The organism is Pseudomonas sp. ABa2, assembly GCF_056676075.1.
In genome coordinates, this window is the sequence record NZ_CM155239.1 from 4,635,502 (window position 1) to 4,656,581 (window position 21,080).

12 protein-coding genes are annotated in these 21,080 nt (G+C 67.0%); 8 read left to right on the forward strand and 4 right to left on the reverse strand.

Annotation, left to right across the window (positions count from 1 at the left end; translation table 11 throughout):
* Window positions 1-123: 123 nt before the first annotated feature.
* The 8 genes from AC1G9C_RS22450 to AC1G9C_RS22485 all read left to right on the forward strand — a co-directional run bounded on the left by AC1G9C_RS22450 (window position 124) and on the right by AC1G9C_RS22485 (window position 12,827).
* Window positions 124-1,926 carry an acyl-CoA dehydrogenase gene (locus tag AC1G9C_RS22450; RefSeq protein WP_480408832.1) on the forward strand — a complete coding sequence of 601 codons (1,803 nt, stop codon included), beginning with the start codon at window positions 124-126 and terminating at the stop codon, window positions 1,924-1,926.
* Window positions 1,927-2,071: 145 nt separating this feature from the next.
* Entirely contained in the window at window positions 2,072-3,817 is a 1,746-nt protein-coding gene (locus AC1G9C_RS22455) for a potassium/proton antiporter (protein ID WP_021442196.1), read from the forward strand.
* Window positions 3,818-3,966: 149 nt separating this feature from the next.
* The gene (gene mscK, locus AC1G9C_RS22460) at window positions 3,967-7,314 is read left to right on the forward strand and encodes a mechanosensitive channel MscK (protein ID WP_480408833.1); all 3,348 of its coding nucleotides are present in this window, start codon (window positions 3,967-3,969) and stop codon (window positions 7,312-7,314) included.
* An 18-nt stretch (window positions 7,315-7,332) separates the two neighbouring features.
* Window positions 7,333-8,796 carry a protein adenylyltransferase SelO gene (selO, locus tag AC1G9C_RS22465; RefSeq protein ID WP_480408834.1) on the forward strand — a complete coding sequence of 488 codons (1,464 nt, stop codon included), beginning with the start codon at window positions 7,333-7,335 and terminating at the stop codon, window positions 8,794-8,796.
* A gap of 236 nt (window positions 8,797-9,032) precedes the next feature.
* Entirely contained in the window at window positions 9,033-10,823 is a 1,791-nt protein-coding gene (locus AC1G9C_RS22470) for an SLC13 family permease (RefSeq protein WP_480408835.1), read from the forward strand.
* 58 nt (window positions 10,824-10,881) lie between these two features.
* Window positions 10,882-11,316 (forward strand): thioredoxin TrxC, encoded by a 435-nt coding sequence (trxC, locus tag AC1G9C_RS22475; protein WP_480408836.1) that lies wholly within the window; start codon window positions 10,882-10,884, stop codon window positions 11,314-11,316.
* 182 nt (window positions 11,317-11,498) lie between these two features.
* Window positions 11,499-11,942 carry a YiiD C-terminal domain-containing protein gene (locus tag AC1G9C_RS22480; protein ID WP_480408837.1) on the forward strand — a complete coding sequence of 148 codons (444 nt, stop codon included), beginning with the start codon at window positions 11,499-11,501 and terminating at the stop codon, window positions 11,940-11,942.
* A gap of 87 nt (window positions 11,943-12,029) precedes the next feature.
* Window positions 12,030-12,827: a universal stress protein gene (locus tag AC1G9C_RS22485; protein ID WP_480408838.1), complete on the forward strand. Its 798-nt coding sequence runs from the start codon at window positions 12,030-12,032 to the stop codon at window positions 12,825-12,827.
* Window positions 12,828-12,873: 46 nt separating this feature from the next.
* Here AC1G9C_RS22485 and AC1G9C_RS22490 read toward each other — a convergent pair whose 3' ends face one another.
* The 4 genes from AC1G9C_RS22490 to gltB form a co-directional block, all read right to left on the reverse strand.
* A complete protein-coding gene (locus AC1G9C_RS22490) occupies window positions 12,874-13,644 on the reverse strand; it encodes a ParA family protein (protein WP_021442235.1) in 771 nt (256 codons plus the stop codon).
* Window positions 13,645-13,757: 113 nt separating this feature from the next.
* Window positions 13,758-14,825 carry a uroporphyrinogen decarboxylase gene (gene hemE, locus AC1G9C_RS22495; RefSeq protein WP_480408839.1) on the reverse strand — a complete coding sequence of 356 codons (1,068 nt, stop codon included), beginning with the start codon at window positions 14,823-14,825 and terminating at the stop codon, window positions 13,758-13,760.
* 119 nt (window positions 14,826-14,944) lie between these two features.
* Window positions 14,945-16,363 carry an FAD-dependent oxidoreductase gene (locus AC1G9C_RS22500; protein ID WP_480408840.1) on the reverse strand — a complete coding sequence of 473 codons (1,419 nt, stop codon included), beginning with the start codon at window positions 16,361-16,363 and terminating at the stop codon, window positions 14,945-14,947.
* Window positions 16,364-16,397: 34 nt separating this feature from the next.
* Window positions 16,398-20,846 carry a glutamate synthase large subunit gene (gene gltB, locus AC1G9C_RS22505; protein WP_031302681.1) on the reverse strand — a complete coding sequence of 1,483 codons (4,449 nt, stop codon included), beginning with the start codon at window positions 20,844-20,846 and terminating at the stop codon, window positions 16,398-16,400.
* Window positions 20,847-21,080 lie beyond the last annotated feature (234 nt).

Consider the following 21,080-nt stretch of genomic DNA (forward strand, 5'->3'; position numbering starts at 1 on the left):
CAGTAGCGGGTTGCACCCGCCCTACCCGCGTGCGCCAACGAGCGATTATCACGGCCGATGATGATGCTGGGCAGCCAGGCAACTGGCTGCCTAGACTCGATCGATCATCTGGAGGCCCGTTCCATGTCCGAGACCCTGCTCAGCTCCCGCAACCTGGCGTTCGAACTCTACGAGGTGCTCGACGCCGAAGCCCTGACCCAGCGCGAACGCTTCGCCGAGCACAACCGCGAGACCTTCGACGCCGCGATCGCCACCGCACGCAGCATCGCCGAGGAGCTGTTCGCCCCGCACAACCGCAAGAGCGACGAGCACGAGCCGCAGTACGTCGACGGCGCGGCGGTGCTGATCCCCGAGGTCGAACCGGCCCTGCGCGCCTTCCACGAGGCGGGTTTCCTCAACGCCACCCGCGACTTCGAGCATGGCGGCATGCAACTGCCCAACCTGCTGTCGCAGGCCTGCTTCGCCCACTTCCAGGCGGCCAACGCGGCCACCGCGTCCTATTCGATGCTGACCATGGGCGTGGCCAACCTGATCGAGGCCTTCGGCAGCGACGAGCAGAAGGCCCGCTTTCTGCAGCCGATCATCGACGGCCGCTTCTTCGGCACCATGTGCCTGACCGAACCGCATGCCGGCTCGTCGCTGTCGGACATCCGCACCAAGGCCGAACCCGCCGCGGACGGCAGCTACCGGATCAAGGGCAACAAGATCTTCATCTCCGGCGGCGACCAGCCGATCTCCGAGAACATCGTGCACATGGTGCTGGCCAAGCTGCCGGACGCGCCGCCCGGGGTGAAGGGCATCAGCCTGTTTATCGTGCCCAAGTTCCACGTGGGCGCCGACGGCAGCCTGGGCAAGCGCAACGACGTGACCCTGGCCGGGCTGTTCCACAAGATGGGCTGGCGCGGCACCACCTCCACCGCGCTGAACTTCGGCGACAGCGGCGAGTGCGTCGGCTACCTGGTGGGCAAGCCGCACCAGGGCCTTTCCTACATGTTCCAGATGATGAACGAGGCGCGCATCGGCGTCGGCATGGGCGCGATCATGCTCGGCTACGCCGGCTACCTCTATTCGCTGGACTACGCGCGCAACCGCCCGCAGGGCCGCCAGCCGGACGGCAAGGACCCGAGCAGCCCGCAGGTAGCCATAGTCGAGCACACCGACGTGCGGCGCATGTTGCTGGCGCAGAAGGCCTACGTCGAAGGCGCCTTCGACCTCGGCCTGTATACCGCGCGCCTGTTCGACGACACCCACACCCTGGCAACCGCCGAGGAGCGCGCCGAGGCGCTGCAGCTGCTCGATCTGCTCACCCCCATCGTCAAGTCCTGGCCTTCGGAGTTCTGCCTCAAGGCCAACGAACTGGCGATCCAGATCCTCGGCGGCCACGGCTACACCCGCGAATACCCGGTGGAACAGTACTACCGCGACAACCGTCTCAACCCCATCCACGAAGGCACCCACGGCATCCAGTCGCTCGACCTGCTCGGGCGCAAGGTGGCGATGAACGGCGGCGCCGCGCTCAAGCAGCTGCTCAGGCTGATCCACGGCACCTGCCAGCGCGCCGCCGAGCACGAGTCGCTCACCGCCCTGCGCCAGCCGCTGGAACAACTGCTGGCACGCCTGCAGGCGGTGACCCTGGCCCTGCTCGGCGACCTGATGGCCGGCCAGGTCAACCAGGGCCTGGCCAACTCGGCGCTGTACCTCAAGGTGTTCGGCCACGCGGTGATCGGCTGGCGCTGGCTGGAGCAGGCGATCCGCGCCGAGCAGGGCCTGGCCAGGGGCGAGGGCGGCGACGCCGACTTCTACCGGGGCAAGCTGCAGGCTGCGCGCTACTTCCTGACCTGGGAAGTGCCGGGCTGCCACCACGAGCTGGCCATCCTCGAGGCGCGCGACGACACCTGCCTGGGCATGCGCGACGCCTGGTTCTAGATGCCGTCGGCGGCCCGCCCCGGCGGGCCGCGGCCGGCTGGAAAAATGTAATAACCTTTTTGACAGCGGGGCGAAGGCAGCGGTTAGAATCCCTGGCACGCGCCATGCATAACGGCGCATTCACCACCAGGCCAGGAGTACGCCGTTGGACGCCAGCGCCATCAACAATCTGTTCTTGATCGGCGCCCTGCTGGTGGCGGCCAGCATCCTGGTCAGTGCCTTCGGCACCCGTTTCGGCATCCCCATCCTGGTGATCTTCCTCGCCGTCGGCATGCTCGCCGGCGTCGACGGCCCCGGCGGCATCGTCTTCGACAACTACCCGCTGGCCTACCTGGTGGGCAACCTGGCGCTGGCCGTGATCCTCCTCGACGGCGGCATGCGTACCCGCGTCTCCAGCTTCCGCGTGGCGCTGTGGCCGTCGCTGTCGCTGGCCACCCTGGGGGTGGTGATCACCGCTGGGCTGACCGGCCTGGCCGCCGCCTGGCTGTTCGACCTGAGCCTGCTGGAGGGCCTGCTGATCGGCGCCATCGTCGGCTCCACCGACGCCGCGGCGGTGTTCTCCCTGCTCGGCGGCCGCGGCCTCAACGAACGGGTCAGCTCGACCCTGGAAATCGAATCCGGCAGCAACGACCCGATGGCGGTCTTCCTCACCGTCACCCTGATCGCCATGCTCGCCAGCGGCCAGACCGGCTTCAGCTGGGACCTGCCGATCCAGCTGCTGCAGCAGTTCGGCCTCGGCGCCGTGCTCGGCCTCGGCGGCGGCTGGCTGCTGCTCAAGCTGATCAACCGCATGGAGCTGGCCAGCGGCCTGTACCCGCTGCTGGTGGTCAGCGGCGGCCTGATCATCTTCGCCATCACCACCGCGGTGGGCGGCAGCGGCATCCTCGCCATCTACCTGTGCGGCCTGCTGCTGGGTAACCGGCCGATCCGTTCGCGCCACGGCATCCTGCACATGCTCGACGGCCTCACCTGGCTGGCGCAGATCGGCATGTTCCTGGTCCTCGGCATGCTGGTCACTCCCCACGAGCTGCTGCCCATCGCCTTGCCGGCGCTGGGTCTGGCACTGTGGATGATCCTCTTCGCCCGACCGCTGTCGGTGCTGCTCGGCCTGCTGCCGTTTCCGGCTTTCCACGACCGCGAGAAAGTCTTCATCGCCTGGGTCGGCCTGCGCGGCGCGGTGCCGATCATCCTCGCGGTGTTCCCGCTGATGGCCGGGCTGCCCAATGCCCAGCTGTTCTTCAACGTGGCCTTCTTCATCGTCCTGGTCTCGCTGCTGCTGCAGGGCACCAGCCTGCCGCTGGCCGCCCGGCTGATGCGCGTCACCGTGCCGCCGGAGCCGGCGCCGGTGTCGCGCGCCGGCCTGGAGGTGCACCCCACCAGCCAGTGGGAGCTGTTCGTCTACCGCCTGGGCGCGGAGAAGTGGTGCATCGGCGCCGCCCTGCGCGAGCTGAACATGCCCGAGGGCACGCGCATCGCCGCGCTGTTTCGCGGTCGCGAGCTGCTCCACCCGTCCGGCAGCACGCGCCTGGAGGCCGGCGACCTGCTCTGCGTGATCGGCCACGAGGCCGATCTGCCGGCGCTCGGCAAGCTGTTCAGCCAGGCGCCCAAGCGCGGTCAGGACCTGCGCTTCTTCGGCGATTTCGTCCTCGAAGGCGACGCCGAACTGGGCGCGGTGGCCGCGCTCTACGGCCTCAAGCTGGAAGGCGCCGAAGGCCAGTTGCACCTGGGCCGCTTTATCGCGCACAAGGTGGGCGGCGAACCGATCGTCGGCGACCAGGTGGAATGGCAGGGCCTGACCTGGACGGTGGCGGCGATGGACGGGAACAAGGTGCGCAAGGTCGGCGTCAAATTCCCCGAAGGCAGCCGCCCGGGCCCCGGGCTGTTCCTGTAACAGGCTCGTCGCACCAGCGTCGCAGCCGCGAGCGCGCCGGACTCTGCTAGCATCGCAGCTGCGCACGCCCCTCCCGCGAGGGCCGGCGCGGCGGCGCCTGCGGCGGCCGTCCCACACTGTCATCGTCCCATTCAGCAGATCCCACGACCATGTCCCTGTTGCGTCTCCCGTTCGTCGCCGCCCTGCTCGCCCTGTGCCTGAGCATTCCCCCGGTTCTCGCCCAGGAGCCGCCCAAGGTCGAGAGCGTGCAGCAGAGCCTCGACGGCCTGGCTGATCGCAAGCTGCCGGAAGCCGAGCAGCTGGCGCTCAAGCAGACCCTGGAGCAGACCCTGCGCCTGCTCAAGGACCGCGAGGCCAGCGAGCAGCGTCTGGCCGACCTGCGCACCCAGCTGGAAAACGCCCCGCGGCTGATCGCCGAAGCCCAGCGCGAACTCGCCCAGCTCAAGGCCAGCCAGCCGGCGCCGCTGGCCGAGCGCCACGCGCGCACCGCCCTGGCGCAGCTGGAGCAGCTGCTCGGCGAACGCTCCAGCCAGCTCAGCGAGTGGAACAAGGCGATCATCGAGGCCAACAGCCTGGTGATCACCGCGCAGACCCGCCCCGAGCGCGCCCAGGCCGAGATCAGCCAGAACCAGGCGCGCAGCCAGCAGATCAACAACAGCCTGAAGAGCGACCGCGACAACGGCAAACCGCTGAGCGCCGAGCGCCGCGACCAGCTCGCCGCGGAACTGGCCCTGCTCACCGCGCAGACCCAGCTGCGCCGCCAGGAGCTGGCCGGCAACAGCCTGCTGCAGGACCTGGGCAACGCCCAGCGCGAGCTGCTCGAGGAGCGCATCAAGCGCGCCGAGCAGGAGCGCCTGGAGCTGCAGAGCCTGATCAACGAAAGGCGCCGCGCCGAATCCGAGCAGACCGTCGCCGAGCAGTCGCGCGAGGCCGAGCGCGCCGGCTCGGACAAGCTGCTGGCACGCGAGAGCACGCGCAACCTCAAGCTTTCCGACTACCTGCTGCGCGCCACCGAGCGCCTCAACCAGTTGACCGAGGAAAACCTGCAGACCAAGCAGCAGCTGGACAACCTGGTGCAGGCCGACCAGGCCCTCGACGAGCAGATCGGCGTGCTGCAGGGCAGCCTGCTGCTGTCGAAGATCCTCTACCAGCAGAAGCAGGCGCTGCCCAGCCTGACGTTGGAAGACAGCAAACTGGCCGATGAGATCGCCGATATCCGCCTGTACCAGTTCGAGCTGGGCAAGCAGCGCGAGGAGATCGGCAATCCCGAGGCCTATATCGACCAGTTGCTCGCCGGCCAGCCCGCCGAGGAGGTCACCGCCGAGCTGCGCGCCACCCTGCGCGAGTTGCTGAGCACCCGCCGCGAGCTGCTCGACCGGCTCAACCGCGAGCTCAACGCCCTGCTCAACGAATCGATCACCCTGCAGCTCAACCAGAAGGAGCTGCACAGCACCGCCAGCAGCCTGCGCGCCACCATCGACGAGCAGATGTTCTGGATTCCCAGCAACAAGCCGCTCGACCTCGAGTGGCTGAAGGGCGCGCCGCGGCGCCTGCAGCAGCAGCTGGAAAGCCTGCCCTGGGGCGTGGCGCTGAAGGAGCTGGGCGCCGCCCTGCTGGAGCGGCCGCTGGTGTTCCTGCCGCTGCTGCTGCTCTGCGCCTTTATTCTCTGGCGCCGCCAGTACCTGTTCGCCAAGCTCGGCGGCCTGCACGACGACATCGGCCACTACAAGCGCGACAGCCAGCTGCACACGCCGCTGGCGCTGGCCCTGAACCTGGCCCTGGCGCTGCCCGGCGCGCTGTTCCTCGCCCTGTGCGGTTACGCCCTGTTGATGGATGCGCGCGGGCAGAACCTCTACCTCGGCGCCGCGCTGTACGAGATGGCCCAGGCCTGGCTGGTGTTCTACACCCTCTACCGTATCCTCTCGCCGAACGGCGTGGCCGTGCTGCACTTCCACTGGCCGCCGGCCAACGTAGCCTTCTTCCGCCACCATATCCGCAGCCTGGGCCTGGTGGTGATGGCGCTGGTCGCGGTGACCAGCGTCGCCGAACACCAGCCGGCCAGCCTGGCCGGCGACGTGATCGGCATCGGCGTGGTGCTGACCTGCTACGCGCTGATGGCCTGGCTGCTGTTCCGCCTGCTGCTCGGCGCACCGCTGCGGGAGCACACCTCGGCGCTACGTTCGAGCGTCGGCCTGCTGTTCAGCCTGCTGCCGCTGGCGCTGATCGCCGCCGTGGCGTTCGGCTACTACTACACCGCGCTGAAACTCACCGACCGCCTGATCGACACCCTCTACCTGCTGATCCTCTGGCTGGTGCTGGAAGCCGCCTTCATCCGCGGCCTCGGCGTCGCCGCCCGGCGCCTGGCCTACCAGCGCGCCCTGAGCAAGCGCCAGGCGCAGAGCAAGGACGGCAGCGAAGGCGAGACGGTGGTCGAGGAGCCGACCCTGGACATCGAGCAGGTCAACCAGCAGTCGTTGCGGCTGATCCGCCTGGCCCTGCTCGGCGGCTTCCTGGTCTGCCTGTACTGGGTCTGGGCCGAGCTGATCGGGGTGTTCACCTACCTCGACACCGTGACTCTCTACGAATACAGCAGCGGCAGCGGCGAGGCCGCCACTCTGGTGCCGATCAGCCTGATGGACGTGCTCGGCGCGCTGATCATAGTCGCCATCACCGTGGCCCTGGCGCGCAACCTGCCCGGCCTGCTCGAGGTGCTGGTGCTGTCGCGCCTGAAACTGGCCCAGGGCAGCGCCTACGCCACCACCACCCTGCTGTCCTATGCGCTGGTCGGCATCGGCATCGTCACCACCCTGTCCACCCTCGGCGTCAGCTGGGACAAGCTGCAGTGGCTGGTGGCGGCGCTGTCGGTGGGCCTCGGTTTCGGCCTGCAGGAGATCTTCGCCAACTTCATCTCCGGCCTGATCATCCTGTTCGAGCGCCCGGTGCGCATCGGTGACGTGGTGACCATCGGCAACCTGTCCGGCACGGTGAGCAAGATCCGCATCCGCGCCACCACCATCACCGATTTCGACCACAAGGAAATCATCGTGCCGAACAAGACCTTCATCACCGGCCAGTTGATCAACTGGTCGCTGAGCGACACGGTCACCCGCGTCACCCTCAAGGTCGGCGTCGGCTACGGTTCGGACCTCGACCTGGTGCGCAAGCTGCTGCTGCAGGCCGCCCAGGAGAACGCGCGGGTGCTCAAGGAGCCGGCGCCGCTGGTGTACTTCCTCAATTTCGGCGAAAGCACCCTGGATCACGAGCTGCGCATCCACGTGCGCGACCTCGGCGACCGCAACCCGGCCACCGACGAGATCAACCGCTTCATCGACCGCGAATTCCCCAAGCACGGCATCAACATCGCCTTCCGCCAGGTCGAGGTGTATGTGAAGAACCTCGAACGCGGCGAACACCAGCTCGAACAGAAGGACCTGATCAAGGCCGCCGCAGCCGGTGCGGCCAACGTGCAGACGCCGCCCCCGCCGGCGGCGACCTGAGCCATGGCGGAGCACGCGGTGAAACGCCTCGACCAACTGAGCTTCGACAACCGCTTCGCCCGTCTCGGCGACGCCTTCTCCACCGAGGTGCTGCCCGAGCCCATCGAGCAGCCGCGCCTGGTGGTGGCCAGCGCCGCGGCCATGGCCCTGCTCGACCTGGCGCCGGAGGAGGCGCAGCGCGCGGAGTTCGCCGAACTGTTCGCCGGACACAAGCTGTGGAGCGAGGCCGAGCCGCGCGCCATGGTCTACGCCGGGCACCAGTTCGGCGGCTACACCCCGCGCCTGGGCGACGGCCGCGGCGTGCTGCTGGGCGAGGTGGTCAACGCCGCCGGCGAGCACTGGGACCTGCACCTCAAGGGCGCCGGGCAGACCCCCTACTCGCGCATGGGCGACGGCCGCGCGGTGCTGCGCTCGTCGATCCGCGAGTTCCTCGCCAGCGAACACCTGCACGCCCTCGGCATCCCCAGCTCGCGGGCGCTGTGCGTCACCGCCTCGGAAACCCCGGTGTGGCGCGAGCGTCAGGAGCGCGCCGCCATGCTGCTGCGCCTGGCGCCCAGCCACGTGCGCTTCGGCCACTTCGAGTACTTCTATTACACCCGCCAGCACGAGCAGCTGAAGATCCTCGGCGAGCATGTGCTGGCCTGTCATTTCCCCGCCTGCCTGACGCAGGACGAACCCTGGCTGGCGATGTTCCGCGAGGTGCTGGAGCGCACCGCCGGCATGATCGCCCGCTGGCAGGCCTACGGTTTCTGCCACGGGGTGATGAACACCGACAACATGTCGATCCTCGGCATCACCTTCGACTACGGGCCCTACGCCTTCCTCGACGACTTCGACGCCGGGCACATCTGCAACCATTCCGACGACACCGGCCGCTACAGCTTCAGCAACCAGGTGCCCATCGCCCACTGGAACCTGGCGGCGCTGGCGCAGGCACTGACGCCCATGATCGAAGTGGACAAGCTGCGCGCAACCCTGGAGCTGTTCCTGCCGCTGTACCAGGCCCACTACCTTGACCTGATGCGTCGCCGCCTGGGCCTGCAGGGCGCCGAGGACGGCGACGAGGAGCTGGTGCAGCGCCTGCTGCAGCTGATGCAGCAGGGCAAGGCGAGCGACTACACGCTGTTCTTCCGCCGGCTCGGCGAACAGGCGCCCGTCGACGCGCTGCAGGTGGTGCGCGAGGACTTCGTCGACCTGGCCGGCTTCGACGCCTGGGGCCGCGACTACCTGGCCCGCTGCGCCCGCGAGGGGGGCGAACAGGCCGAACGTCAGGCGCGCATGCACGCGGTCAATCCGCGCTACATCCTGCGCAACTACCTGGCGCAGCAGGCCATCGAGGCGGCCGAGGCCGGCGACTATGGCCCGGTGCGCGAGCTGCACGCGGTGCTGGCGCGGCCCTTCGACGAGCAGCCGGGGATGGAGCGCTACGCCCAGCGCCCGCCGGACTGGGGCAAGCATCTGCAGATCAGCTGCTCGTCCTAGGTTGGCTTGAGCCGGCACTCGACAGGGAGCGCCCCCGGCTATGCGTAGGCTTCGTCACGTTTATGTTGGGGGCGGCGACGTGCTCCTCCGTGTCCTTATCCAATAAATCGAAAAGGCATATAAACCTTCTCAAACATTCTTAGACTATCTAAGCGAAGCCCACTATCGTGGCGACCTTGTGCGGCCGCCCAGCGCGGGCCCGATACCTCACACGAGATTCGACGCTAAGGATTTTCATGCCCTGGGACTCCCTGCCCCTGCTGTTCGTCGGCGCCCTGCTGATCTGGGTGCTGTATGCCTTCGTGCGCGAGAAATGGAGCCCGGACATAGTCGCCGCCATCGCCGTGGCGGCGCTGCTGGTCAGCCAGCTGCTGACCCCGGGCGAGGTGCTCAGCGTGCTGTCGAACTCGGCGCCGGTGACCATCGCCTGCATGTTCGTGCTGTCCGCCGCGCTGGAGCGCACCGGCTGCATCGACGCCCTGGGCAACTGGCTGGGCGAGCTGGTGGGCACCAGCCCGATCCGCGTGCTGACCGGCCTGACCGTCACCGCCCTGGTGATCTCCGCCTGCCTCAACAACACCCCGGTGGTGGCCATCCTCACCCCGGTGGCCATCGCCCTGGCGCGCCGCGCCGGCACCCTGCCGTCGAAGCTGCTGATTCCGCTGTCCTACGCCACCATCCTCGGCGGCACCCTGACCATGATCGGCACCTCGACCAACATCCTGGTCGACGGCGTGGCGCGCAAGGCCGGCCTGGAGCCCTTCGGCATCTTCGAGATCACCGGCGCCGGGCTGATCCTGGCCGCGGTCGGCATGCTCTACCTGCTGACCGTCGGCCACCGCCTGCTGCCCGATCGCGAAACCCTGTCCAAGCAACTGCGCCCGGACCTGGACCGCACCTTCATGACCGAGCTGCTGGTGCCGCACGACTCGCCGATGATCGGCAAGACCCTGCACGAGGCCAACCTCAACGGCGGCAGCGGCCTGCAGGTGCTCAAGCTGTTTCGCGAGGAGCAGGAACTCACCGAGCCGGGCGGGGGCACCCTGCTGGCCAGCGGCGACCGCCTGGTGCTGCACGGCCAGGTCAAGGACGTGGTCGAGCTGCGCGAGAGCGGCCACCTGTCGTTCAACCGCGGCGACGCCTTCGAGACCATCAGCAGCCACGACGTGATCCTCGCCGAGGCCATAGTCGGGCGTAACTCGCGCTACAGTCACCGGCCGATGCGCGATCTCGACCTCACCGTGCGTTACGGCATCGCCGTGCTCGCCGTGCACCGCCAGGACGAGAACGTGCAGGGCAACCTCGACGAGTTCGAGCTGCAGTTCGGCGACGTGATGCTGGTCGAGGGCACCCCGGCGCAGATCAAGCGCTTCGCCGACAACGGCGAGCTGATCAGCCTCAACGCCGTGCAGGAACGCGCCTTCCGCCGCGACAAGGCGCCGATCGCCATCGGCGCCACCCTGGCGGTGATGCTGCTGGCCGCCTTCGGCCTGATGCCCATCGAGGGCCTGGCGATCATCGGCGCGGTGACCGTGCTGGCGACCCGCTGCCTGGATGTGGAAGACGCCTACAAGGCGGTGGACTGGAAGATTCTCAGCCTGATCTTCGGCATGCTGGCCATCAGCATCGCCATGGACAAGGTCGGCCTGGTCAGCCTGCTGGTGCAGAACGTCATGGGCTGGCTGCCCTGGGCCGGGCCGCTGCTGATGCTGAGCTTCATCTACCTGTTCACCTCGATCCTCACCGAGCTGCTGTCGAACAACGCCGTGGCGGTGCTGGTCACCCCCATCGCCATCGGCATGGCCCAGCATCTGGGCGTCGACCCGCGTGCCTTCGTGGTGGCGGTGATGTTCGCCGCCAGCGCCAGCTTCGCCACGCCCATCGGCTACCAGACCAACACCTTCGTCTACAACGCCGGCGGCTACCGCTTCACCGACTTCATGCGCATCGGCATCCCGCTCAACCTGACTCTCTGGGTGGTGGCCAGCTTCGTTATCCCGCTGTTCTGGCCGCTGACGCCGGTGTGACTTGATATCGAGCGGCGGCGGCTCCATCTAGCGGATATGTCCCACGGAGCCCGCCGTCATGTCCGATCCCCTGCTGATTCCCTGCCCGCACTGCAACGGCCTCAACCGCATCCCCGCCGCGCGCCTGGGCGACGCCCCGCGCTGCGGGCGCTGCAAGGCCGAGCTGCTGCCGGCCGCGCCCATCGAACTGACGCAAAGCAACTTCGCCGGCCAGCTCAAGGGCGAGCTGCCGCTGTTGGTGGACGTCTGGGCCGCCTGGTGCGGGCCCTGCCAGGCCTTCGCGCCGACCTTCGCCCAGGCCGCCAGCCAGCTGCAGGGCCGCTGCCGCCTGGGTAAGCTGGACAGCGAGGGCAACCCGCAGCTGGCCAGGCAACTGGGCATCCGCTCGATTCCCAGCCTGCTCCTGTTCAAGGGCGGCGTGGAGGTGGCGCGGCAGAGCGGCGCCCTGCCGCTGCCGCAGCTGCTGAGCTGGCTGCGCCAGCAGGGCATCTGAGCGAGCCCCCCGGGTTTCCCCCGGGCTACGGCCCCCCCAGGTTAGCGCGTAGCCCGGATGCCATCCCTGAGCGATCACTGACAGGGCCTGAGCGGTTCGGTCAGTCCGCCGGGGCGCTGCGGTCAATTGCACGGGCCGCACCAAGCCTTAGTCTGGACAGACCCTCGCCAAGGAGTCGCGCCATGCCCCTGTCCGTGGAACTCGCCCGCCAGCTCACCGAACAGCAGATCGCCTTCGTCCAGCGCAGCGGCCTCAAGGCCGAGGTGCTCGAACCCGGCTTCGTGCGCCTGCGCATGCCGCTGGCCGGCAACCAGAACCATATCGGCAGCATGTACGCCGGTGCGCTGTTCACCCTGGCGGAGATTCCCGGCGGCGCGCTGTTTCTCACCAGCTTCGATGTGGAACGCTTCTACCCGCTGGTCAAGGAGATGAACCTGAGATTCCGGCGCCCGGCCAGCGGCGACATTCGGGTCGAGGCGCGCCTGAGTGCGGCCGAGATCGCCCGCCTGGAGGACGAGGCCGGACGCCTGGGCAAGGCCGAGTACCAGCTCGACCTGCAGCTGACCGACGGCGCCGGCGAGGTGGTCGCCGAGAGTCGCGGGCATTACCAATTGCGGTTACGCTGAGCCTCGACCTTGCCATAAGTCAAAAGAACGGCTAATTGAACAGGCACAATAAAATTGCCGACTGGTATCGGCAGGAGAGCCGTCGCCATGTTCCATCACATTCTTATCGCCCACGACCTGCGCGACACCGCCGACATGGCCCTGTGCCGCGCCACCCAACTCGCCCGCCAGCACGGTGCCCGCCTGACCCTGCTGCACGTGCTCGACCCCAGCCAGAGCAGCGAGCAGCATGAGAAGGCGCGCCAGGCGCTGGACCGCAGCCTGACCCAGTACGCCCCACCCGGCAGCGAGCTGCGCATGCTCAGCGGCAAGCCCTCGGAGGTGGTGCTGCAGGAGGTGCAGGACAGCAGCTGCGACCTGCTGGTGCTCGGCGGCCACCACCAGCGCCACGATTTCTTCTCCGGCACCAGCCTGGATCGCATCGCCCGCCGTTGTACGGCGCCGCTGCTGCTGGTGGCGCGCAACGACTTCGCCCCCTACCGGCACGCCCTGGCCGCCATCGACTTCTCCCTGTGCGCCTGCAGCGCCCTCGGCCAGGCCTATCGCCTGCTGCCGGGCGACGCCGAGCTGCACGCCCTGCATGTGTTCGAGCCGGACAAGGGCACGCCCAAGGAGGTGCAGCTGCAACTGCAGACCCAGCAGGGGCTGATCGACCAACTGCTGCAGGACGAGGCGCAGAACCTGCCGCCCGGCGGCCCGACGCTGACTCACGAGGTGATCCAGGGCGGCATCCTGCGCTGCCTGCAGGAGCAGATCAAAACCCGCCGCAGCGAGCTGCTGGTGCTCGGCAGCCACGGCCGCAGCGCGCTGTCCCAGGCCCTGCTCGGCAGCCTGGCGCAGCATTTTCTGCACAAGGCGCCGTGCGACGTATTTGTGGTGCGTTAAGGCCAGCGACAAACGAAAAAGGCGCCTCCAGGCGCCTTTTTCATTCTCAACCGGCGTTGAGCAGGTCGTGTAGTTCGACGAACTGCTGGGTCAGCTTGTGCCGCGCATCCAGATGGATCAGCGGTGTGCACACCTGGTGCGATTCGCGCATCTTCACCGAGCTCATCAGGTTCACCGGCAGCACCGGCAGGCCCTCGGCAATCAGCTCGTCGAGCAGCTGCTGCGGCAGGGTCGCACGCGGCTGGAACTGGTTGACCACTATGCCCTCCACCTCCAGGCCGTCGTTGTGATCGTCCTTGAGCTCCTCGATCTCAGCCAGCAGGCCGTACAGGGCATTACGCGAGAAGCTGTCGCAATCGAAGGGGATCAGCACGCGATCGGCCGCGATCAGCGCGGAAACCGTGTAGAAATTAAGCGCCGGCGGGGTATCCAGGTAGATCTGGTCGTAGTCCTCGGCCAGCTCGTCGAGCAGTTTGCGCAGCTTGTTGATCTTGTGCTTCTGCTCCAGCTTGGGCTGCAGCTCGGCCAACTCGGCGGTGGCGGTGACCACGTGCAGGTTGTCGAACGGCGTCTCGTAGATGTCCACCTTGCCCTTCTTAGCGAAGGGACCGCTGGCCAGGGTCTGCTTGAAGAAGTCGGCGATGCCCATGGGAATGTCCTCGCCGGTCAGGCCGGTGAGGTAATGGGTCGAGTTGGCCTGGCTGTCGAGGTCGATCAGCAGGGTGCGATAGCCCTGAGACGCGCTCACTGCCGCCAGGTTGCAGGCGATGCTGGACTTGCCCACGCCGCCTTTCTGGTTGAACACCACACGCCGCATCTCACACCTCCCTGAGCCTCAGATGGCCTTGGATTCTATGCAAAGCCCGTGACAAGCGCGAGGAGCTTGCCCGGCCGATAGCAAAGAGGCCGCTTGCGCGGCCCCTGTTCTGCTTACTGGTGGTACTGCGCCGACAGCTCGTGCACCGCCTCGAAGAAGGCGCCGGCATGGGCCGGGTCGACCTCCGGGGTGATGCCGTGGCCGAGGTTGAACACATGGCCGCTGCCCTGCCCATAGGCGACGAGGATGCGCGCCACCTCGGCACGGATCGCCGCCGGGTTGGCGTACAGCACGCTCGGGTCCATATTGCCCTGCAGCGCCACCTTGGCGCCGACGCGAGCGCGGGCGCTGCCGATATCGCAGGTCCAGTCCAGGCCCAGGGCCTCGGCGCCGCTATCGGCCATGGATTCCAGCCACAGGCCGCCGCCCTTGGTGAACAGGATCACCGGCACCCGGCGGCCGTCGTGTTCGCGGATCAGGCCGTCGACTATCTTCCGCATATAGGCCAGGGAGAATTCCTGATAGGCCGCCGCCGACAGCGAACCGCCCCAGGAATCGAAGATCTGCACCGCCTGGGCGCCGGCCTTGATCTGCCCGTTGAGGTAGGCGGTGACCGCCTGGGCCAGCTTGTCGAGCAGCGCGTGCATGGCCTGGGGGTTGTCGTAGAGCATGGCCTTGGACTTGCGAAAATCCTTGCTGGAGCCGCCTTCGACCATATAGGTGGCCAGGGTCCAGGGGCTGCCGGAGAAGCCGATCAGCGGCACGCGGCCGTTCAGCTCGCGGCGGATGCCGCGCACCGCGTCCATCACGTAGCCCAGGTCCTGCTCGGCATCCGGGATCGGCAGCGCCTCGATATCGGCCAGGCTGCTGATCACCTTCTTGAACCGCGGGCCTTCGCCGGTCTCGAAATACAGGCCCTGGCCCATGGCATCGGGAATGGTGAGGATGTCGGAGAAGAGGATCGCCGCATCCAGCTGCGGGTAGCGGTCCAGCGGCTGGATGGTGACTTCGCAGGCCAGTTCCGGGTTCTTCATCAGGTTGACGAAGTTACCCGCCTTGGCGCGGGTGGCGCGGTATTCCGGCAGGTAACGACCGGCCTGGCGCATCATCCACACCGGGGTGACGTCCACGGGTTGCTTGAGCAGGGCGCGAAGGAAGCGATCGTTCTTCAGGGCGGTCATGGCAGAGTCCTAGAAAAAAGTGCGGGCATTTTCGCAGAGCGCCAAACAAAAGGCACGGCGAGTGCCGTGCCTTTTGTCCATCGGGTCAATTTGTCGCGGGCAGGCCCTGACGCAATCGATCAGACGCCCAGGTAGTCGAGGATGCCTTCGGCGGCGTTGCGCCCCTCGAAGATCGCCGTCACCACCAGGTCCGAGCCGCGCACCATGTCGCCGCCGGCGAAGATCTTCGGATTGCTGGTCTGGTGCTTGAACTGGTTCTGCTCCGGCGCCACCACGCGGCCCTGGCTGTCGGTCTGGATCTCGAACTGCTCGAACCAGGGCGCCGGGCTCGGACGGAAACCGAAGGCGATCAGCACGGCCTCGGCCGGGATGATCTCCTCGGAGCCCGGGATCGGCTCGGGGCTGCGGCGGCCGCGGGCATCCGGTTCGCCGAGACGGGTCTCGACCACCTTGACGCCTTCCACCTTATCCTCACCCACAATCGCAATAGGCTGGCGGTTGAACAGGAACTTCACGCCCTCTTCCTTGGCGTTCTTCACTTCCTTGCGCGAGCCCGGCATGTTCTCTTCGTCGCGGCGGTAGGCACAGGTCACCGCCTTGGCGCCCTGACGGATGGAGGTACGGTTGCAGTCCATCGCGGTGTCGCCGCCGCCGAGCACCACCACGCGCTTGCCCTTCATGTCGACGAAGTCTTCCGGCGACTTCTCGAAGCCCAGGTTGCGGTTGACGTTGGCGATCAGGAAGTCCAGCGCATCGTGCACGCCCGGCAGGTCTTCGCCGGGGAAGCCGCCCTTCATGTAGGTGTAGGTGCCCATACCCATAAATACGGCATCGAATTCGGCGAGCAATTCATCCATGCCGATGTCCTTGCCGATCTCGGTGTTCAGGCGGAACTCGATGCCCATGCCGCTGAAGACTTCGCGACGACGGCTCATCACGGTCTTTTCCAGCTTGAACTCGGGGATGCCGAAGGTCAGCAGGCCGCCGATTTCCGGGTTCTTGTCGAACACCACCGGGGTCACGCCGTTGCGCACCAGCACGTCGGCGCAGCCCAGGCCGGCCGGGCCGGCACCGATCACCGCGACACGCTTGCCGGTCGGCTTGACCTTGGACATGTCCGGGCGCCAGCCCATGGCAAACGCCGTGTCGGTGATGTACTTCTCCACCGAACCGATGGTCACCGCACCGAAGCCGTCGTTGAGGGTGCAGGCACCCTCGCACAGGCGATCCTGCGGGCACACGCGGCCGCAGACTTCCGGCAGGGTGTTGGTCTGGTGCGAGAGCTCGGCGGCGGCGAGGATGTTGCCCTCGGACACCAGCTTGAGCCAGTTGGGAATGAAGTTGTGCACCGGGCACTTCCATTCGCAGTAGGGGTTGCCGCAGCCCAGGCAGCGATGCGCCTGGTCTGCAGCTTGCGCCGGCTTGAAGTTGTCGTAGATCTCGACGAATTCCTTCTTGCGCTGACGCAGCAGTTTCTTCTTCGGGTCTTTGCGCCCGACTTCGATGAACTGGAAGTCGTTATTCAGACGTTCAGTCATTGCATTACCTCATCAAACCACTTCAGGCGCATTCTTATTGCGGGTTGGCACGGGTGCTGGACAGCAGCGACTTCAGGCTCGCGGCTTTCGGCTTGACCAGCCAGAACTTGCGCAGATAGTCGTCCAGGTTTTCCAGCAGGTTGCGACCCCATTCGCTGGCGGTTTCCTCGACGTATTCGGCGAGGACGCGCTGCAGGTGGCTACGGTAGGCCTCCATGGCTTCGCTGTTGATGCGCTGGATTTCCACCAGCTCGTGGTTGACGCGGTCGTAGAAGCCGTTGTCCAGGTCGAGCACGTAGGCGAAGCCGCCGGTCATGCCGGAACCGAAGTTGTAGCCGGTTTTGCCCAGCACGCAGACGAAGCCGCCGGTCATGTACTCGCAGCAGTGGTCGCCCACACCTTCCACCACCGCATGGGCGCCGGAGTTGCGCACGGCGAAACGCTCGCCGGCGGTGCCGGCGGCGAACAGCTTGCCGCCGGTGGCGCCGTACAGGCAGGTGTTGCCGATGATGGCCGAGTCCTGGGTGGCGAACGGGCTGCCCTTGGGCGGCACTATCACCAGCTTGCCGGCGGTCATGCCCTTGCCGACGTAGTCGTTGGCGTCGCCTTCCAGGTGCAGGTTGAGGCCGCCGGCGTTCCATACGCCGAAGCTCTGCCCCGCAGTGCCCTTGAAGCGGAAGGTGATCGGCGCGTCGTTCATGCCCTGGTTGCCGTGCAGCTTGGCGATCTCGCCGGACACGCGTGCGCCGATGGAGCGGTCGCAGTTGCAGATGTCCAGCGCGAACTCGCCGCCGCTGCGGCCGTCGATCGCCGACCTGGCCAGCTCGACCATCTTCTCGGCCAGCTCGCCCTTGTCGAACGGCGGGTTCTTCTCCACCTGGCAGAACTGCGGCTTGTCGGCCGGGATATGCGCGCTGGCGAGCAGCGGCGACAAGTCCAGGTTGCCCTGCTTGGCGGTCTCGCCCGGCAGCATCTCGAGCAGATCGGTGCGCCCGATCAACTGCTCCAGGCTCGACACGCCGAGCTTGGCCAGCCACTCGCGGGTTTCCTCGGCGACGTAGGTGAAGAAGTTCATCACCATCTCGACGGTACCGATGAAGTGGTCCTTGCGCAGCTTGTCGTTCTGCGTGGCCACGCCGGTGGCGCAGTTGTTCAGGTGGCAGATACGCAGGTACTTGCAGCCCAGGGCGATCATCGGCGCGGTGCCGAAGCCGAAGCTCTCGGCGCCGAGGATGGCCGCCTTGATCACGTCGAGGCCGGTCTTCAGGCCACCGTCGGTCTGCACCCGCACCTTGCCACGCAGGTCGTTGCCGCGCAGGGTCTGGTGGGTCTCGGCCAGGCCCAGTTCCCAGGGCGCGCCGGCGTAGCGGATGGAGGTCAGCGGCGAGGCGCCGGTGCCGCCGTCGTAGCCGGAGATGGTGATCAGGTCGGCATAGGCCTTGGCCACGCCGGCGGCGATGGTGCCGACGCCGGCTTCGGCCACCAGCTTGACCGACACCAGCGCGGCCGGGTTGACCTGCTTGAGGTCATAGATCAGCTGCGCCAGGTCCTCGATCGAGTAGATGTCGTGGTGCGGCGGCGGCGAAATCAGGGTCACGCCCGGCACCGCGTAGCGCAGACGGGCGATCAGGCCGTTGACCTTGCCGCCCGGCAGCTGGCCGCCCTCGCCGGGCTTGGCGCCCTGGGCCACCTTGATCTGCAGCACTTCGGCGTTGACCAGGTATTCCGGGGTGACGCCGAAGCGACCGGTGGCCACCTGCTTGATCTTCGAGCTGCGCACGGTGCCGTAGCGGGCCGGGTCTTCGCCGCCCTCGCCGGAGTTAGAGCGTGCACCCAGGCGGTTCATCGCCTCGGCGATGGCCTCGTGGGCCTCCGGCGACAGCGCGCCGAGGGAGATGCCGGCGGAGTCGAAGCGCTTGAGGATGGCCTCCAGCGGCTCGACCTGGTCCAGCGCCAGCGGCTGCTCGGCGGTCTTGACCTTGAGCAGGTCGCGGATCATCGACACCGGGCGGTTGTCCACCAGCGCCGAGTATTCCTTGTACTTGGCGTAGCTGCCCTGCTGCACGGCGGCCTGCAGGGTGCTGACCACGTCCGGGTTGTAGGCGTGGTACTCGCCGCCGTAGACGAACTTGAGCAGACCGCCCTGCTGGATGGCCTTGCGGTTGTTCCAGGCCTCGGCCGACAGCAGCTTCTGCTCGCTCTCGATGTCGACGAAGCGCGCGCCCTGGATGCGGCTGGCGACGCCACGGAAGCACAGCTCGGTGACCTCGTCGGCCAGGCCGACGGCCTCGAACAGCTGGGCACCGCGGTAGGAGGCGACGGTGGAGATGCCCATCTTCGACAGGATCTTCAGCAGGCCCTTGGAGATGCCCTTGCGGTAATGCTTGAACACCTCGTACAGATCGCCCAGCACTTCGCCGGTGCGGATCAGGTCGCCCAGCACTTCATAGGCCAGGAACGGATACACCGCCGAGGCGCCGAAGCCCAGCAGCACGGCATAGTGGTGCGGATCGCGCGCGGTGGCGGTCTCGACCAGGATGTTGCAGTCGCAGCGCAGGCCCTTCTCGGTCAGGCGGTGATGCACGGCGCCGGTGACCAGCGCGGCATGCGCGGGCAGCTTGCCCGGGGCGATGTGGCGGTCGGACAGCACCAGCAGCACCTTGCCACTGCGCACCGCCTCCTCGGCCTGGTCGGCCATGTTGCGTACGGCGGCTTCCAGACCGATCGACTCGTCGTAGTTCATGTCGATCAGCTGGCGCTCGAAGCCCGGGCGATCCAGGTTCATCAGCGCGCGCCACTTGGCCGGGGAGATCACCGGACTGCTGAGGATGACGCGGGCGGCATGCTCGGGCGACTCCTGGAAGATGTTGCGCTCGGCGCCGAGGCAAATCTCCAGGGACATGACGATGGCTTCGCGCAGCGGGTCGATCGGCGGGTTGGTGACCTGGGCGAACTGCTGACGGAAATAGTCGTAGGGCGAGCGCACGCGCTGGCTGAGCACCGCCATGGGGGTGTCGTCGCCCATCGAGCCGACCGCCTCCTGGCCCTGCTCGCCGAGCGGGCGCAGCACCTGGTCACGCTCCTCGAAGGTGACCTGGAACATCTTCATATATTGCTTGAGCTGGTCCGGGTCGTAGAAGGGCGAGCCGTGGTCGCGGTCTTCCAGGGTGGCCTGGATGCGCTGGGCGTGCTTGCGCAGCCACTGCTTGTAGGGGTGGCGCGATTTCAGGCGGTTGTCGATGTCGTCGGTGGACAGCACCTGGCCGGTCTCGGTGTCGACGGCGAGGATCTGCCCCGGGCCGACGCGGCCCTTGGCGATGACGTCTTCCGGCTTGTAGTCCCACACGCCGATTTCCGACGCCAGGGTGATGTAGCCGTTGCTGGTGGTGACCCAGCGCGCCGGACGCAGGCCGTTGCGGTCGAGCAGGCACACGGCATGGCGACCGTCGGTCAGCACCACGCCGGCCGGACCGTCCCAGGGCTCCATGTGCATGGAGTTGTATTCGTAGAACGCGCGCAGGTCGGCGTCCATGGTCTCGACGTTCTGCCAGGCCGGCGGAATGATCATGCGCACGCCGCGGAACAGGTCGATGCCGCCGGTGACCATCAGCTCGAGCATGTTGTCCATGCTCGAGGAGTCGGAGCCGACGCGGTTGACCAGCGGGCCGAGCTCTTCCAGATCGGGGATCAGCTCGTTGGCGAACTTCAGGCGACGGGCCTGAGCCCAGTTGCGGTTGCCGGTGATGGTGTTGATCTCGCCGTTGTGGGCGAGGAAGCGGAACGGCTGCGCCAGCGGCCATTTCGGCAGGGTGTTGGTGGAGAAGCGCTGGTGGAACACGCAGATCGCGGTCTGCAGGCGCTCGTCGCCCAGATCCGGGTAGAACTGCTGCAGGTCCGCCGGCATCATCAGGCCTTTGTAGATGATGGTCTTGTGCGAGAAGCTGCAGATGTAGTGATCGGCGTCGGCGGCGTTGGCCACCGAGGAACGGCGACGGGCGCTGAACAGCTTGATGGCGAACTGCTGATCGGACAGCCCTTCGCCGCCGACGAACACCTGCTCGATGATCGGCAGACGCTCCAGTGCCAGCTGGCCGAGCACGCTGGTATCGATCGGCACCTTGCGCCAGCCGATCAGCTGCAGGCCGGCCGCGAGGATCTCACGGTTCATGTTCTCGCGAGCGGCCTCGGCCTTGGCCGGGTCCTGGTTGAAGAACACCATGCCCACGGCATACTGCGTCGGCAGTGCGACGCCGAAAGACTCCTGGGCCACGGCGCGCAGGAACAGATCCGGTTTCTGGATCAGCAGACCACAGCCGTCACCGGTCTTGCCGTCGGCGTTGATGCCGCCGCGGTGGGTCATGCAGGTAAGGGCCTCAATGGCGGTCTGCAGCAGGTGATGGCTCGCCTCACCTTGCATATGGGCGATCAAGCCGAAGCCGCAGTTATCCTTGAACTCATCAGGACGGTACAAACCTGCTTTCATAGGGGAAACTCTCACCAGGCTGCCTAGACTTCAGGCAAATTGCTTTCTAATTCAACCACTTACCCTGCACGCACGGGCATGCACCAGCTTTGCGCAGGCAAAAGGGAGGTCATTGTACATATCCGCCTAGGCCGTCACAAATCTTCGTGACGAGGCAATGAAAACTTATGTCGCGAAAACGAAGGATAAGACCGCCAGGTCGTGCTAACGACCCAGCGGTCACTCCGAAGCAGC

What these genes read in the sequence shown, in the direction of transcription:
- AC1G9C_RS22485 (WP_480408838.1), top strand. Translation starts at nt 12,030, where the DNA reads ATGTTCCATCACATTCTTATCGCCCACGACCTGCGCGACACCGCCGAC.
- AC1G9C_RS22480 (WP_480408837.1), top strand. Translation starts at nt 11,499, where the DNA reads ATGCCCCTGTCCGTGGAACTCGCCCGCCAGCTCACCGAACAGCAGATC.
- gltB (WP_031302681.1), bottom strand. Translation starts at nt 20,846, where the DNA reads ATGAAAGCAGGTTTGTACCGTCCTGATGAGTTCAAGGATAACTGCGGC.
- AC1G9C_RS22470 (WP_480408835.1), top strand. Translation starts at nt 9,033, where the DNA reads ATGCCCTGGGACTCCCTGCCCCTGCTGTTCGTCGGCGCCCTGCTGATC.
- AC1G9C_RS22500 (WP_480408840.1), bottom strand. Translation starts at nt 16,363, where the DNA reads ATGACTGAACGTCTGAATAACGACTTCCAGTTCATCGAAGTCGGGCGC.
- AC1G9C_RS22450 (WP_480408832.1), top strand. Translation starts at nt 124, where the DNA reads ATGTCCGAGACCCTGCTCAGCTCCCGCAACCTGGCGTTCGAACTCTAC.
- hemE (WP_480408839.1), bottom strand. Translation starts at nt 14,825, where the DNA reads ATGACCGCCCTGAAGAACGATCGCTTCCTTCGCGCCCTGCTCAAGCAA.
- AC1G9C_RS22490 (WP_021442235.1), bottom strand. Translation starts at nt 13,644, where the DNA reads ATGCGGCGTGTGGTGTTCAACCAGAAAGGCGGCGTGGGCAAGTCCAGC.
- trxC (WP_480408836.1), top strand. Translation starts at nt 10,882, where the DNA reads ATGTCCGATCCCCTGCTGATTCCCTGCCCGCACTGCAACGGCCTCAAC.
- mscK (WP_480408833.1), top strand. Translation starts at nt 3,967, where the DNA reads ATGTCCCTGTTGCGTCTCCCGTTCGTCGCCGCCCTGCTCGCCCTGTGC.